Genomic DNA, 14,257 nt, shown 5'->3' with positions numbered 1-14,257 from the left:
AAAAATGGAATCTAAGGGAGGACACCATGAATTCCATCTTCAAGCGCACTGCGGCAGCTTTGGCGGCGAGTGTGGCACTTGCAGCGCCTGTAGCAGCTGAACTGACCGGCGAGCTGCGCATTTTCCTGGACACATCGAACCCGGCGCCTCGCGCAACGATGGAAGCGATGATCGACCGGTTTGCGGCGCAACACCCTGGTCTGGAGATCGAGACCACTGTGATCGACCGTGAGGCCTACAAGACTCAGATCCGCAACTTTCTGACTGCTGATACTCCGGATGTTGCCACCTGGTATGCTGCCAACCGGATGAAGCCCTATGTCGAGGCTGGCCTGTTCGAAGACGTGTCGGACCTTTGGGCCGAAGCCGAGATTGGCGACAATCTGGCCTCGACCAAAGGCGCGATGACCATCGACGGAAAGCAATGGGGCGTGCCCTATACCTATTACCAGTGGGGTGTTTACTATCGCAAAGACATCTTCGATGAGCTGGGTCTGACCGAGCCGACCACATGGGAAGAAGAGCTGGCCAACTGTCAGAAGATCGTCGATTCCGGCCGCGCCTGCTATACGATCGGTACCAAATTCTTGTGGACCGCAGGCGGCTGGTTTGACTATCTGAACATGCGTACCAACGGCTTCGACTTCCACCAGCAGTTGGCCAATGGCGAAGTGAGCTGGGAAGACGGCCGCGTCAAGCAGACCTTCGCCAATTGGAAACAGCTGATCGACATGGGCGCGTTCATCGACAACCACCAGACCTATAGCTGGCAAGAAGCCCTGCCCTTCATGGTCAATGGCGAAGCTGCAGCCTATCTGATGGGCAACTTCGCCGTGGCCCCGCTGCGCGAAGCCGGTCTGAGCGACGATCAGCTGGATTTCTATCAGTTTGTGTCGATCAACCCCGATGTCGAACTTGCCGAGGACGCGCCAACGGATACGTTCCACATCCCGTCGAACGCCTCGAACAAGGAAGCTGCGCGTGAATTCCTGCGCTTTGTTGTCTCGCCTGACGAACAGACCGAAATTAACAACGGCAAAAACCTGGGCCAGCTTCCTGTCAACGCAAAATCGGCCGTGGATGACGACAAATTCCTGAACCAGGGCTTCGAGATGCTGTCGTCCAACAGCCCCGGCGGTGTCGCCCAGTTCTGGGACCGCGACGCACCGGCAGAAATGGCCAAAGTGTCGATGGAAGGCTTCCAGGAATTCATGGTCAAGCCTGACAATGCCGACCGCATCCTGGCCAAGCTGGAACGCGCGCGTCAGCGCATCTACGACAACTGATCCGGTCAGACCGGGCCTCTGGCCCGGTTCGTACCAAGACCTGCGCAAGGCGGGTAAAGCCCGCCTTGCTCCTTTGATCCAATCCGAGTGTCCCCATGACCACTGCCGCCGAAGCTCCTGAACAGGAAAGCTGGTTTCACCGCAACCAGCAGCGCATCGCCCCGTGGCTGTTCCTTGCCCCTGGCCTGCTGTTCTTCATGGTCTACGTCATCATTCCAGTTTTTCAGTCCTTTAACCTCTCTCTTTATGAGTGGGATGGGCTGGGTGCTGCGGAATATGTAGGCTTTCGCAACTATGAGGACCTCTATTGGGAGTGGGTCGACCGGGATGCCTTTTTCATCTCACTCAAGAATAACCTGATCTGGCTAATACTGTATCTGGCCGCGATCCCTGCAGGGCTTTTCATTGCGCTGTTCCTGAACCAGACCGTTTGGGGTATTCGCCTCTACAAGTCGCTGTTTTTCTTTCCGTTCGTGATCTCACAGGTTGTTGTGGGCCTTGTTTTCACATGGTTTTACGACCCGACCTTTGGATTGCTGAACGAATTCCTCGCCTTCTTCGGTCTTGGCCCGCTCAACGTGCTGGGCGACGAGCGTTTCGTGACCTATGGCATCATCGTTGCCGGTCTCTGGCCGCAAACCGCTTATTGTATGATCCTGTATCTGACAGGTTTGAACGCAGTGGACCCGGAACAGATTGAAGCCGGCCGCTTGGATGGCGCAAAGGGCTGGCGGATGCTGTGGCACATCATCCTGCCGCAACTGCGCCCTGCCACATTCATTGCTTTCGTCGTTACAATCATCGGCGCCTTGCGCAGCTTTGACTTGATTTCGATCATGACCCAGGGCGGTCCTTTCGGTTCGTCTCGCGTGCTGGCCTACTACATGTTCGAAGTTGCCCTGTCCGAATATGGATTCCGTATGGGCTACGGTGCCGCCATTGCGGTCATCCTGTTCCTCATCATGCTGTGCTTCATCGCCTACTTCCTGTGGTCGATGTACCGTGAAGAAAGGGGACACTGAGATGTTTCCCAAACCTATCGAAAAACAGCCCCGCGCGGCGCAGATCACCTATCAGGCCATGCTACCCGTTGCCTTGCTGCTGTGGTTGGGACCATTGCTGGCGGTGGCGCTGTTCTCGGTCAAACCCGCGGCGGATTTCACCAACGCCAACTACTGGGGTATGCCGTCCAGTTTTGAAGGAGCCTTCAACTATGGGCAGGTGTTCTTCAACTCGGACATGCCGCGATATCTGCTGAACTCGTTCCTGATCACCATTCCTACTGTGATTGGTGCTGTTGCGCTTAGCTGCATGACTGGTTTTGCCCTGGGTATCTACAAGTTCAGGTCGAACCTGTGGATTTTCTTCCTCTTCGTGGCCGGCAACTTCGTGCCTTTCCAAATCCTGATGGTGCCGGTGCGCGATCTCACGCTGGAATTGGGCCTCTACAACACCAAAACCGGGCTGGTGTTGTTTCACATTGCCTTCCAGACTGGGTTCTGCACTCTCTTCATGCGCAACTTCATCCGGGCGCTTCCGTTTGAGCTGATCGAGGCCGCGCGGGTAGAAGGTATTAGCGAGGTGCGTATCTTTTGGTACGTCGTTCTGCCGCTGATGAAGCCGGCCATCGCTGCGTTGAGCGTGCTGATCTTCACCTTCATCTGGAACGACTATTTCTGGGCGGTGGTGTTGACCCAAGGGGCTGAAAGCCAGCCTGTTACCGCCGGGATCACCAGCTTTAACGCCCAATTCCGCGCCGCTTATCAACTGATGAGCGCCGGTTCCATCGTCGCGGCACTGCCGCCCGTGGCGATGTTCTTCTTGATGCAGAAACACTTCATCGCGGGTCTGACCCTCGGTGCCGTAAAATAACGTCAAACCAAAGGTTTGCAAAATGACAAAGATTGCCTTCGTCGGAGCGGGCTCCACGATCTTCATGCAGAATATCGTCGGCGATGCCCTGCTGACCCCTGCGCTTGCAGACAGCCATTTTGCGTTGATGGATATCGACGCGAACCGCTTGGCAGAAAGTGAAACCGTTGCCCGCGCCATGATCCGCTCGGTCGGGACCGGCGCAACCGTCACGACCCATTCAGACCGCCGCGCGGCGCTTGAGGGTGCGGATTTCGTGGTGACGGCGTTTCAGGTGGGGGGCTACAAACCCTGCACGGTCACGGATTTCGAAATCCCCAAGCAATACGGGCTGCGCCAGACCATCGCCGATACGTTGGGCGTTGGCGGGATCATGCGCGGCCTGCGCACGGTTCCGGTTCTTTGGGATATCGCGCAGGATATGCAGCAGCTCTGTCCAAATGCAACGATGCTGCAATACGTCAACCCGATGGCAATCAACACCTGGGCGCTGGCCGAACGTTTCCCGACGCTCAAACATGTCGGGCTGTGCCACTCGGTCCAGAACACTGTTGAGGAACTGGCCCATGATCTGGACCTGCCAAAAAGCGATATTCGCTACAAAGTGGCGGGCGTAAACCACGTCGCTTTTTTCCTGCGGTTGGAGCATGAAGGGCGCGATCTTTATCCCGCTCTGCGTCAGGGCTATGCCGGTGGTCGGTTCCCCAAGGCGCCCCTGTTGATGCCCCGCTGTCCCAACAAAGTGCGGTACGAGGTGATGGACCACCTTGGCTATTTTTGCACCGAAAGCTCGGAACATTTGGCCGAATACGTTCCATGGTTCATCAAGGACGGTCGTGGGGACCTGATCGACCAATTCGCGATCCCGCTGGATGAATATCCCACCCGCTGCGAAGAACAGATCGCCGGTTGGAAAGAACAGGCAAAAACGCTAACGGACGGGCGTGACATCGAGGTTGCCCGCAGCCATGAGTTTGCGGCGGATCTGATGAATGCCATCGTAACGGACACGCCGTACGTAGCTTATGGCAATCTGCCCAACACCGGCCAAATCCCTCAACTGCCTTTGGGTGCTGCGGTCGAAACGCCCTGTCTTGTAGACAGCAACGGGGTGCAGCCTTCCGTCGTGACGGATATCCCGCCGCAGCTGATTGCTCTGATGCGCACCCAGATCAATGTGCAGGAGCTGACCGTGCGTGCGCTTGTCGACCAAAACCCTGAATATATCTATCACGCCGCGATGATGGACCCGCATACAGCTGCGGAACTGGACTTGCGGCAAATTCGCAATCTGGTCACCGATCTCCTGACCGCGCATTCCGAATGGCTGCCCGATTGGTGTCAGCCTGCCAGGGCCGCGTGAGAGGCCCGACAAATTATTTTTCCAAACGGGCCAAACTACGCGCCCCGTAAGCAGAAAGAGCCGCTGATGAGCCAACCCGCCACATTCCACGACCTAAACGGTGCCTCGGTTTATATCACCGGTGGAGGCTCAGGCGTTGGCGCTGCGCTAACCGACGGGTTCATGGCGCAGGGGGCCAATGTCGCGTTCATCGGCCGGTCTGATGCCAGTGCTTTTGTTGAAGAGATGCGCGAAAAACACGGTCGTGCGCCGCTGTTCCTGCAAGGGGATATGACGGATACCGAACTGCTACGCGCCACGATGACCAAAGCTGCCGAGGCGCACGGACCGCTCAACGTGTTGGTCAACAACGCAGCCAATGACAAGCGCCACTCACTCGAAGAAACAACGCCCGAATTCTGGGATTGGATGATCGAGGTGAACCTCAAGGCGTATTTCTTTGCCTCACAGGAAGCCGCACGTCAGATGACTGAAGGCGGCGCGATCATCAATTTCAGTTCGATCAGTTACATGATGGGCAATGCCGGCTATCCGGTCTACACCACTTCGAATGCAGGGATAACCGGCATGACCCGCTCATTAGCACGTGAACTTGGCCCCAGGAATATCCGTGTCAACGCGCTGGCCCCCGGCTGGGTGCTGACGCAGAAACAACTGGACATGTGGGCCACGCCCGAAGATCTGGCCTCGCATCTGGACCGGCAATGCCTGAAAGAACATCTGACCCCAGAAGACATGATTGCGCCTACGCTTTTTCTGGCCTCGCAGGCCAGCCGAGCGATGACTGGTCAGTGCATGGCGGTCGATGGCGGTGTCGTGGTGACGGGATGAGACCATGAGTATCGAATGGATCGCAGCAGATTGGGGAACATCCCATTTACGAGTTTGGGCAATGCAGGGCAGCCATGTTCTGGATCAGGCGGACTCGGACAAGGGTATGGGAAGTCTGACCCGGGGCGCGTTTCAGGATGCATTGCTGGAATTGATCGAGGATTGGCTTGGCGCCGAGCCGGTCGATGTCGTCGCCTGTGGTATGGTAGGCGCGCGTCAGGGCTGGGTCGAGGCCCCCTACTCTGCCGTGCCTTCAGTGCCAGTGCCACGCGCTCCGATCAGGGTGCCGGGCACGGACCCGCGCTTCCGCGCTTTTGTGGTGCCCGGTTTGAAACAGGCCAACCCGCCAGACGTCATGCGGGGTGAGGAAACTCAGATCGCAGGCTATCTGGCAGGATACAAGAATTGGGACGGCGTGATCTGCTTGCCGGGGACCCATACTAAGTGGGTTCAAGTCAGCGCGGGCGAAGTGGTCAGCTTTCGCACCTTCATGACCGGTGAGATGTTCAGCCTGCTCAGCGGACATTCGGTGCTGCGTCACTCGGTCGGAGAAGGATGGGACGATGCGGCTTTTGCCGAAGCCGCGGCAGATGCTTTGTCCAAACCTGAACAGATGGCGGCGCGCCTGTTTGGACTGCGCGCAGCTGATTTGCTGAATGGGCAGGATGCTTCTGTTGCCCGCGCCCGTCTGTCAGGATTTCTAATCGGGGCAGAACTGGCTGCCACGCGACCCTATTGGCTAGGTCAGCAGATCGCGATCATCGGGGCTGAGGGGCTGTCGGATGTCTATGGTCACGCCCTGAAACAGCAAGGCGCTTTTTTTGAAATCGCCGATAGTACGAACACCACTCTGGCGGGTCTGCATCAGGCCCGAAACCTGACGAGGCAGACCGCATGAGCCGTCCCATTATTGCAATCCTCAGAGGTCTTCACCCGACCGAAGCGGCCGATGTTGGCCAGGCTCTGATTGATGCCGGTATCGACCAAATCGAAGTGCCGCTGAACTCGCCCGAGCCGCTGAAAAGCATCGGCATACTGGCCGAAAAATTTGGTGACACGGCGTTGATTGGTGCGGGCACGGTGTTGACCGTGGAACAAGTGGATGCCGTGGCCAAGGTTGGCGGCAAGCTGATCGTTTCGCCCAATTGCGACACGGATGTCATCCAGCGCACGGTCGCGCTGAACATGCAAAGCTGGCCCGGCGTCTACACCCCGACCGAGGCGTTTGCCGCCCTCAAGGCAGGCGCAACGGGGCTCAAGTTGTTTCCCGGTGTGATGGCGGGACCGACCGGATTGGCCGCTATGCGCCCAGTATTGCCGGAAGGGGCAAAGGTCTACGCCGTTGGTGGTGCTGGGCCCGATAATTTCGATGTGTGGATCAATGCGGGGGCGGACGGTTTCGGCATTGGATCGGCCCTTTTCAAGCCCGGCTTTTCAGTAGCCGAGATCTCGGAACGTGCACGCGGAATCGTCGCAGCCTACAACGAGGCCGCCGGATGAGCACCGTCTTTGACGACCGCCCTTGCGCATTGGGCGAGGGGCCGCTGTGGCATCCCCAACGGAAGCAGCTTTTCTGGTTCGACATTCTTGGCAAACGTTTGATGACGCAGGTCGATAGCGCGCCCGTTGAATGGCAGTTCGACGAACATGTCTCGGCCGCCGGGTGGGTCGACACTGAGACGCTGCTGATCGCGTCCGAAACCGGGTTGTGGCACTTCAATCTTGAAAGCCGCAAAAAGGCGCTGATCACTGCGCTTGAGGCAGAAAACTCTGTCACACGCTCGAATGATGGCCGGGCTGATCCGTGGGGCGGGTTCTGGATCGGAACGATGGGGAAAAATGCTGAGCGTGGAGCAGGCGCGATTTATCGGTTTTGGCGCGGGGAACTGCGCCGTTTGGTGCCTGACGTCACGATCTCGAACGCGATCTGTTTCGCGCCCGACCGATCCTGCGCCTATTTCAGCGATACGGCGACCAAGCAGGTGATGCGCTGGACGCTGAACCCGTCGGATGGCTGGCCCGAGGGCGACAGCTCCGTTTTTCTTGATTTACGCGCAGATGATCTGAACCCAGATGGTGCAGTGGTAGATGCCCAAGGCAACATTTGGATTGCCCAATGGGGTGCAAATCGCGTTGCAGCCCATGCGCCGGACGGTCAGTTCCTGCAGTCGGTGGAATTCGATGCGGCACATACCTCATGTCCCTGCTTTGGAGGGGCTGATCTGACAACCTTGTTCTGTACTTCGGCCCGGCAGGGGCTGGATGCGGATATCCTTGCAAAACAGCCTTCAAACGGCATGACCTTTGCGGCACACAGCGCGGGAAAAGGTCAGCCAGAATACAGAGTTATCCTATGAAACCGGAACTTGGCGTCTGCTATTATCCTGAACATTGGCCAGAAGTGATATGGGCCGAAGATGCCGCACGCATGGTCGAAAACGGCCTGTCCTGGGTGCGCATCGGCGAATTCGCTTGGAGCCGGATGGAACTAACTCCGGGTGATCTGCAATTCGACTGGCTTGACCGGGCCATCGACACTTTGGGCGCGGCGGGTTTGAAAGTGGTTCTGGGGACACCAACCGCCACGCCACCGCGCTGGATGCTTGAGAAATACCCGGACATGCTAGCAGTTGACGCGGACGGGAACCCACGCAAATTCGGATCGCGCCGGCATTACTGCTTTAGCCATCAGGGCTATATTGAGGAATGCGCCCGGATCACGCAGATCATGGGTAAGCGATATGGAAGGAACCCCCACATTGCAGCGTGGCAGATCGACAATGAATATGGCTGCCACGATACCACCATCAGCTATAGCCCTGTCGCCCTTGCCGCGTTTCAGAATTGGCTTGAGGATCAATACGGCTCGATTGATGCATTGAATACGGCTTGGGGGAATGTGTTCTGGTCGATGGAATATGATGGGTTCGACCAGATTGACCTGCCCAACCTGACCGTGACTGAACCCAACCCCGCCCATGTTCTGGCTTTCCGCCGGTTCAGCTCGGATCAGGTGGTGATGTTCAACAAGGCGCAAGTGGATGTGCTGCGCAAGCTGACCGACGCGCCGCTGCTGCACAACTACATGGGCCGAGTATTGGAATTCGACCATTTCAAGGTCGGCGCTGACCTGGATATCGCGACGTGGGACAGCTATCCGATCGGCTTCTTGTCTGACCGGCTTGAGGTGGAAGAGGCGCATAAAGCCGCCTTTTTGCAACAGGGTGATCCTGACATGCAGGCGTTCCACCACGACCTCTACCGCGCCGTGGGGCGGGGTCGCTGGTGGGTGATGGAGCAGCAACCGGGTCCGGTGAACTGGGCGCCCTACAACCCGGCACCGTTGCAGGGTATGGTCCGGCTCTGGTCGCTAGAGGCTGTCGCCCACGGGGCCGAGGTGGTCAGCTATTTCCGCTGGCGACAAGCCCCCTTCGCGCAAGAACAGATGCATGCAGGGCTACTGACACCAGATAATCGCCCTGCCCCAGCCTTGGCCGAAGCGCGAGAAACAGCGGATACCCTTGCCCAGATCGGTTCTGTGACGCAGCGCAAGGCGGATGTAGCCATTCTGTTCGACTACGCCTCAGACTGGGCGTGGGCGACCCAACCTCAGGGGGCAGGGTTTGATTATTTCCGGCTGGTCTTCTCGACCTACCGCGCGTTGCGAAGGGCGGGCTTGTCGGTGGACTTCCTGTCGCCCGACAGCATTCCGGCGGATGGCTACAAAATCATACTGGCACCTGGTCTGGCCACGATCGATAAGGACTTGGAGCGGAGTATTTCAAACGGCTGTGATCTGGCCATTCTGGGACCGCGTAGCGGGGCGATTACCCGCGATTTTCAGATTCCTCAGACTGGTCGACCGGGCCTGGTCGGCCTGGACAGCCATGTTGACCTGATCGAAACCCTGCCGCCCACGTCCAAACGCGATGTCTCGGGCGGAGGAGCGGCCTGTCACTGGGTCGAGCGTTTGTCTGGGACCGCCACAGCACTGTTGACCCATGCAGACGGAACGCCAGCGCTGACGGGCACCGGATCCATGTGGTATCTGGCCAATTTCCCGAACGACACTCTTTGGGATCGTGTCGTTCGGATGGCCGCTCAGCATACGGGGTTGAGTGTGTATCCCATGTTGAGCGGCCTCAGACGTCGTGAGACAGGTGAACATACATTCCTGATCAACTACAACGCCGCGCCGGTCACGTGGAACGGGCATGTGATTGATGCCTGTGATGCGCTTGTTCTGGAAAAAGGCGCGCCCGCCGAGGGGTAATCCCGGCGGGCGCAGATTGCGCTATTCGTCCGTTTTCAGACTGTTGGGGTCAAACGCTCCGCCGAACCCGCCATTGGTCGAAGGTTGCGGCTCGGCGTTGGATTCATCTTCGTCACCACTCAAAGCATTTGGCGCGAAGACATTGCCAAACCCGCTATTGTTCGACGGTTTCGGAGCGGATTGCGTCTCGCCTTGTTCTGCCTCGTCAGCTTCGCGCTGTTTGCGGCGTTCTTCGCGCTGCTTGCGCAGCTCTTGGATACGCTGGTCGGCTTCAAGCTGCTTTTGCTCTTTCACGTTGGCGATGCATTGGTCCGGGCTGTAGGCGGTTGCCGTGCCCACAACTGTGATCGTAGCGGCCGCGAAGATAACCACGAGCATGGCGGCGACATTGCCTGCAAAGAAACTGGGCAGTTTGATCTTGCCCGCCAGTTCTTCGACCGTGGCATTCTTGCGCGCGGCGGCGACCAGTTCCTGTCGCTTCAACTTCGCCTCGTTCAGCAGGGCAAAAAACACCGTCAGCGCCACGATGATAAAGGCCAGGGCCGAGATCGACGGCGTGATGCCATAGCGTACTTTCTGTGCCAGTTCGATGGTCAGTGTCGGGTATTCGCCGAAGGTGAAGGTGGTCGTGTTGTAGTTTTCGAACGACGCGAGGAACGCCAGCACTGCGGCGCTTGCAATCGCGGGCCGCATAAACGGCAGCAGGATTTTGCGGAACGCCTGCGCATGGGTCGCGCCAAGGTCCAGTGCGGCCTCGGTCAAGGCCACGTCATACCGCTGCAGCCGCGCCACCAGAACCAACATGCAATAGCTGGCGATAAAGGTGGACTGGCCAATCACCGTCAGGAAAATGCCGTTCGACAGGACACTATCCGCGCCCAGCCCCAGCATCCGGTTGATCCGGTCCCAGAACACCAGGGTTGAAATCCCCAGAACAACCCCGGGGATCAGGATAGGCGCGATGATGATTGTGTAATAGGTTGCGCGCAGCTTGGGCCAGATCTGGGTCAGCATCAGCGCCCCCGCCAGCCCCATCGCCACCGACAGAACCACCGTACCGGCCCCGATGATCAGCGAGTTCTTGATGCCGTTCAGGATACGCTGATCCTGAAACAGCTCTCCGAACCACTGGAAGGTCAGGCATTCCCACGGAGTCATCCGCGGGAAAGCAGACGAGTTGAAGGCCGTGACCGACATGATCACCAGCGGGCCCAACAGATACAGGAAGAAGATTGCCAGATAGACCCAGATACTTACACGAAGGAAGGACAGGTTCATTTGCCGATATCCCCCATATTCACCTTGAACAGACGCATTACGGCCAACACAAACAGGATACAGGTCACCAGCAGCACGATCGCGTAAGCGGCCCCCTGCGGCCAGTCATTGTTGTCGTTGAATTGCTGATAGATCAGCTGCGTGAACCACAAGCTGGACGGCCCACCCAGAATTTGCGGCGCAGCCAGCGCTCCTGCCGACAGCATGAACACCATCGTACAGCCCGAACTGATCCCCGGCTTGGCATAGGGGATGACGACCCGCCAGTGAATCCGCCACCACGGGGCACCCAGATCCCGTGCGGCCTCGATCTGGTTGCCGTCGAGGCTTTCGATCACGTTATACATCGGGAAAATCATCAGCAGGATGTAGGCGTAGCCAAGCCCTGCATAGAGCGCGATGTCGTTGCGGATGAAGTCGAACGGCGTGTCAAAGACGCCAAGGCCGACGAACAGGGTATTCAGCACGCCTGTCTCACCAAAGATGATGCGCAAGGCAAAGGCGCGCAGGATTTCGTTGATCCAGTAAGGGATGATCAGCATGATCGCAAAGATGCGAATATGGCTGCCCTTGGACTGGCCCAGATAGTATGCGATTGGGTAGCAGAGTATCAGGTTGAAGATCGTCACACAGACCGCCGCAACCAGAGTACGGAAGAACACGCGCAGATCGACCGCGTTGTAATCCTGACTGCCGCCCTCGGGGCCGTAAATCAGATATTTGTAATTCTCCAGCGTGTAGACATCCTTGGGCCCGCCAATCTCAGGCGGAGGCAGGTTAGGCCGGAATGAGAAATCCAGCATCGACAGCTGCGGCAGGATGATCAGGCCGATGGTCCAGAAGATCACCAGACCCAGAATCGCTAGCCCCATACCGGTGCCGTTGCGGTTAAAGAACTCTTTCAGGAAGCGGGGCATTTCAGTTCCCCCTATTCCGCGGCCAGTTCACCCGCCGGAACCAGAACCGCATTCTGCGCCTCATATTCCAGCGTGATGTTCTGTCCGGTGTGATCCTGGAAGGATTGACCATGGTTCGGGATCGAGACCTTGATCTCCTTCCCGCCCTCACCCTCAGTGAAGATGTTGAAGACGTTCCCCTCGAATTCCTCGTGGTTGACGCGGGCGGTGACGAAATGGTCGCCCGTCGCCCCATCGGGGGCGATGGCAAACGCCTCGGGGCGGATGAACATCATGGCGTCATCCCCCTCTTTCAACTTGCCTTGGTTGGCGGTGGAAATTCGCGCCACTAGATCACCAGAGCGATTGGTCGCGATCATCGCCTCATTGCCCATGACCTGCTTGATCTTGCCCCGGAACACATTGTTTTCCCCAACGAATGAGGCCGCGAAGGCTGTGTTGGGATCATTGTAGATGGTCTTGCCATCGGCAATCTGGTCGATCACGCCCGCACGCATCACGGCGATGTTGTCGGACATGGTCAACGCCTCGCCCTGGTCGTGGGTGATGTAGATGAAGGTGATGCCAACACGCTGCTGAATCTCGCGCAGCTCGGTGCGCATATGCTGGCGTAGCTTCAGATCCAGCGCCGAAAGTGGTTCATCCAGCAGCAGCACATCGGGTTCGGCACAAAGCGCACGGGCAATGGCGACCCGCTGGCGCTGACCACCCGACAGCTCGCTGGGCAGTTTGTCGCCCTGCCCCGGCAGCGCGATCATGTCCAAAAGCTCATCGGCGCGCTTGCGGCGTTCCTTGGCGCTGGCGCCCTTGATCTCCATGGAAAAGGTGATGTTCTCCCACACTTTCATCAGTGGAAACAGCGCGAGGTTCTGGAAGATCAGAGCTGTAGGGCGTTTGTTCGGTCCAATCCCGCGCATGTCGTTGCCGCCGATCAGAACCTTGCCCTCGCTGGGGTCCAGAAAGCCCGAAACCGCACGCAGGATCGTGGTCTTGCCACAGCCCGAGGGGCCAAGGAACGAAAAGAAATCGCCCCCGTTGATATTCACATTGGCATCCCGCACGGCGACGAAATCGCCGAACCGAATCCACAGGTTTTCCAGATCTACACCGACCCCTGCACTCATTTTAGGTATCTCCGTCTGGTGCGGATGGGGACCACACCGATATAGGGTCCGTCACGCCAAAGCGCACGGATGGATGGCCCCCCGCGACATCGCGGAGGGCGTCGTTTCAAAGCGATCAGGCGCTTTTGAACTTGTTGACGAATTCGGTCCGGGTTTCAGCGTACCACGGTGCTTCGGCCGGCCACGGGTTGAGGTTGGCCAGCGAGTCGCCCGGATAGGCCTCGGCAAAATTCTTCTTATAGGTGTCGCCCGAGTATTGATCGGCACCCAGAACCGGCGAGTTATAGCCATGGCTATCAATCGCCACACCAGCCGGCTTCGCCTGATAAGCGAAGTCGATGAAGGCGTAGATCTGGTCGATATTTGCCGCACCGGTCGGAATCGACATACCGTCAACCCAGGCCATCGCACCTTCGACAGGAGCTTGGTAGTGCACCGGCTCGCCCGCCGATTTCAGCGCTAGCGGCGGACCATCCCAGGTCTGGCCGACAACAACACCTTCGTTCAGCAGGCCGTTTTTCTGAGTATCCGCGTCGTTCCAGATCAGTTTGATCCGGTTCTTGCGTTCGATGCACCAGTCGGTGATCTGACCCCAAACCTTGCGCATGGTGTCTTCGTCACCATAAGCGGCCCAGACCGAGCCCGGCTCCATCTCCCCCGAACGTTCCATGTAAAGACCTGCGCCCAGCATCATCGAATGCGCGCGGCCCATGGTTTTGCCCGCGTTCTCCTCGGACCAAACATCGCCATAAGACGGCGCATCGCCCTCGGGCAGCCATAGATCGGTGCGATAGGCAATGCCCTCGGTGCCCCAGATATGCGGCAGCCAGTGCACGCCCGCATCGCCAAAGTTCCACGCATCTGTGCCAATAGCGGCCATCGCCGGGTTCACCAGATCAATCGGCACCTTGTTCATGTCGAAGGGCTGCAGCAACTCAAGCGGTTCCCACTGCAAGGACCGGTTGTTGGTGGGCGAGACGATGTCGAAGCCTTGGCCCTTGGTCGCCTTCATCTTGTTGATGATCTCTTCGTTCGACCCGATGCCGGTATAGTTAACCTTGATTCCGGTCAGAGTTTCAAACTCTTGCAGGAAACTGGGTGGCAGATAATCCGACCACATCAGAATGTTGATCTCACCTGAAGAGGCCAGTGCGCTTTTGCTGTAAAGAGGGGCCGCCAGAGCCGCGGCACCTGCGCTTTTCAGCACCGTCCGCCTGGACAGGTTTGTTAGTTTAGTCATTGTTAGATCTCCCGTTGTAAATCCGTTTTTTTGTTTTTGTGGATACAGGTTAGACCTTTGCGATCCAGCTGTC

The 14,257-nt window shown here is 57.9% G+C and carries 13 protein-coding genes; 9 read left to right on the top strand and 4 right to left on the bottom strand.

The features are described 5' to 3' along the window. The first annotated feature begins 26 nt into the window (after positions 1-26). The 9 genes from GOV80_RS15015 (at position 27) to GOV80_RS14975 (ending at position 9,625) form a co-directional block, all read left to right on the top strand. Positions 27-1,286 (top strand): ABC transporter substrate-binding protein, encoded by a 1,260-nt coding sequence (locus tag GOV80_RS15015; RefSeq protein ID WP_170785931.1) that lies wholly within the window; start codon positions 27-29, stop codon positions 1,284-1,286. Between the two features lie 95 nt (positions 1,287-1,381). Then, positions 1,382-2,308, top strand: a complete 927-nt coding sequence (locus GOV80_RS15010; RefSeq protein WP_170785929.1) for a carbohydrate ABC transporter permease — start codon at positions 1,382-1,384, stop codon at positions 2,306-2,308. Position 2,309: 1 nt separating this feature from the next. Then, on the top strand, positions 2,310-3,158 hold the full coding sequence (locus GOV80_RS15005; RefSeq protein ID WP_170773509.1) for a carbohydrate ABC transporter permease: 849 nt from the start codon (positions 2,310-2,312) through the stop codon (positions 3,156-3,158). A gap of 22 nt (positions 3,159-3,180) precedes the next feature. Continuing rightward, positions 3,181-4,521: an alpha-glucosidase/alpha-galactosidase gene (melA, locus tag GOV80_RS15000; protein ID WP_170785927.1), complete on the top strand. Its 1,341-nt coding sequence runs from the start codon at positions 3,181-3,183 to the stop codon at positions 4,519-4,521. A gap of 66 nt (positions 4,522-4,587) precedes the next feature. Then, the gene (locus GOV80_RS14995) at positions 4,588-5,352 is read left to right on the top strand and encodes an SDR family NAD(P)-dependent oxidoreductase (RefSeq protein WP_170773505.1); all 765 of its coding nucleotides are present in this window, start codon (positions 4,588-4,590) and stop codon (positions 5,350-5,352) included. Between the two features lie 4 nt (positions 5,353-5,356). After that, the gene (locus GOV80_RS14990; protein ID WP_170785925.1) at positions 5,357-6,250 is read left to right on the top strand and encodes a 2-dehydro-3-deoxygalactonokinase; all 894 of its coding nucleotides are present in this window, start codon (positions 5,357-5,359) and stop codon (positions 6,248-6,250) included. Beyond that, complete coding sequence (locus GOV80_RS14985; protein WP_170785923.1) at positions 6,247-6,852, top strand: 2-dehydro-3-deoxy-6-phosphogalactonate aldolase; 606 nt, start codon at positions 6,247-6,249, stop codon at positions 6,850-6,852. Before GOV80_RS14990 ends, GOV80_RS14985 begins: the two co-directional genes overlap by 4 nt. Further along, complete coding sequence (locus tag GOV80_RS14980) at positions 6,849-7,709, top strand: SMP-30/gluconolactonase/LRE family protein (RefSeq protein WP_170785921.1); 861 nt, start codon at positions 6,849-6,851, stop codon at positions 7,707-7,709. Before GOV80_RS14985 ends, GOV80_RS14980 begins: the two co-directional genes overlap by 4 nt. After that, on the top strand, positions 7,706-9,625 hold the full coding sequence (locus tag GOV80_RS14975) for a beta-galactosidase (RefSeq protein ID WP_170785919.1): 1,920 nt from the start codon (positions 7,706-7,708) through the stop codon (positions 9,623-9,625). Before GOV80_RS14980 ends, GOV80_RS14975 begins: the two co-directional genes overlap by 4 nt. Positions 9,626-9,646: 21 nt before the next feature. On the opposite strand, the gene GOV80_RS14970 is transcribed toward GOV80_RS14975, so the two are convergent. The 4 genes from GOV80_RS14970 to GOV80_RS14955 all read right to left on the bottom strand — a co-directional run bounded on the left by GOV80_RS14970 (position 9,647) and on the right by GOV80_RS14955 (position 14,184). Next, on the bottom strand, positions 9,647-10,903 hold the full coding sequence (locus GOV80_RS14970; RefSeq protein ID WP_170773498.1) for an ABC transporter permease: 1,257 nt from the start codon (positions 10,901-10,903) through the stop codon (positions 9,647-9,649). Then, complete coding sequence (locus GOV80_RS14965) at positions 10,900-11,820, bottom strand: ABC transporter permease (RefSeq protein ID WP_170773497.1); 921 nt, start codon at positions 11,818-11,820, stop codon at positions 10,900-10,902. Before GOV80_RS14965 ends, GOV80_RS14970 begins: the two co-directional genes overlap by 4 nt. A gap of 11 nt (positions 11,821-11,831) precedes the next feature. Beyond that, complete coding sequence (locus GOV80_RS14960; RefSeq protein ID WP_170785917.1) at positions 11,832-12,944, bottom strand: ABC transporter ATP-binding protein; 1,113 nt, start codon at positions 12,942-12,944, stop codon at positions 11,832-11,834. A 115-nt stretch (positions 12,945-13,059) separates the two neighbouring features. Beyond that, positions 13,060-14,184, bottom strand: a complete 1,125-nt coding sequence (locus GOV80_RS14955; protein WP_170773495.1) for an extracellular solute-binding protein — start codon at positions 14,182-14,184, stop codon at positions 13,060-13,062. Between the last annotated feature and the right edge of the window lie 73 nt (positions 14,185-14,257).

The organism is Ruegeria lacuscaerulensis (assembly GCF_013034685.1).
Lineage (GTDB): Bacteria > Pseudomonadota > Alphaproteobacteria > Rhodobacterales > Rhodobacteraceae > Ruegeria > Ruegeria lacuscaerulensis_B.
The sequence above is the reverse complement of the archived record's forward strand: the minus strand, read 5'-3'. Positions and strand labels throughout refer to the sequence as shown.

Coding starts and splice junctions, on each gene's coding strand:
- GOV80_RS15015 (WP_170785931.1), top strand. CDS start 27: ATGAATTCCATCTTCAAGCGCACTGCGGCAGCTTTGGCGGCGAGTGTG.
- GOV80_RS15010 (WP_170785929.1), top strand. CDS start 1,382: ATGACCACTGCCGCCGAAGCTCCTGAACAGGAAAGCTGGTTTCACCGC.
- GOV80_RS15005 (WP_170773509.1), top strand. CDS start 2,310: ATGTTTCCCAAACCTATCGAAAAACAGCCCCGCGCGGCGCAGATCACC.
- melA (WP_170785927.1), top strand. CDS start 3,181: ATGACAAAGATTGCCTTCGTCGGAGCGGGCTCCACGATCTTCATGCAG.
- GOV80_RS14995 (WP_170773505.1), top strand. CDS start 4,588: ATGAGCCAACCCGCCACATTCCACGACCTAAACGGTGCCTCGGTTTAT.
- GOV80_RS14990 (WP_170785925.1), top strand. CDS start 5,357: ATGAGTATCGAATGGATCGCAGCAGATTGGGGAACATCCCATTTACGA.
- GOV80_RS14985 (WP_170785923.1), top strand. CDS start 6,247: ATGAGCCGTCCCATTATTGCAATCCTCAGAGGTCTTCACCCGACCGAA.
- GOV80_RS14980 (WP_170785921.1), top strand. CDS start 6,849: ATGAGCACCGTCTTTGACGACCGCCCTTGCGCATTGGGCGAGGGGCCG.
- GOV80_RS14975 (WP_170785919.1), top strand. CDS start 7,706: ATGAAACCGGAACTTGGCGTCTGCTATTATCCTGAACATTGGCCAGAA.
- GOV80_RS14970 (WP_170773498.1), bottom strand. CDS start 10,903: ATGAACCTGTCCTTCCTTCGTGTAAGTATCTGGGTCTATCTGGCAATC.
- GOV80_RS14965 (WP_170773497.1), bottom strand. CDS start 11,820: ATGCCCCGCTTCCTGAAAGAGTTCTTTAACCGCAACGGCACCGGTATG.
- GOV80_RS14960 (WP_170785917.1), bottom strand. CDS start 12,944: ATGAGTGCAGGGGTCGGTGTAGATCTGGAAAACCTGTGGATTCGGTTC.
- GOV80_RS14955 (WP_170773495.1), bottom strand. CDS start 14,184: ATGACTAAACTAACAAACCTGTCCAGGCGGACGGTGCTGAAAAGCGCA.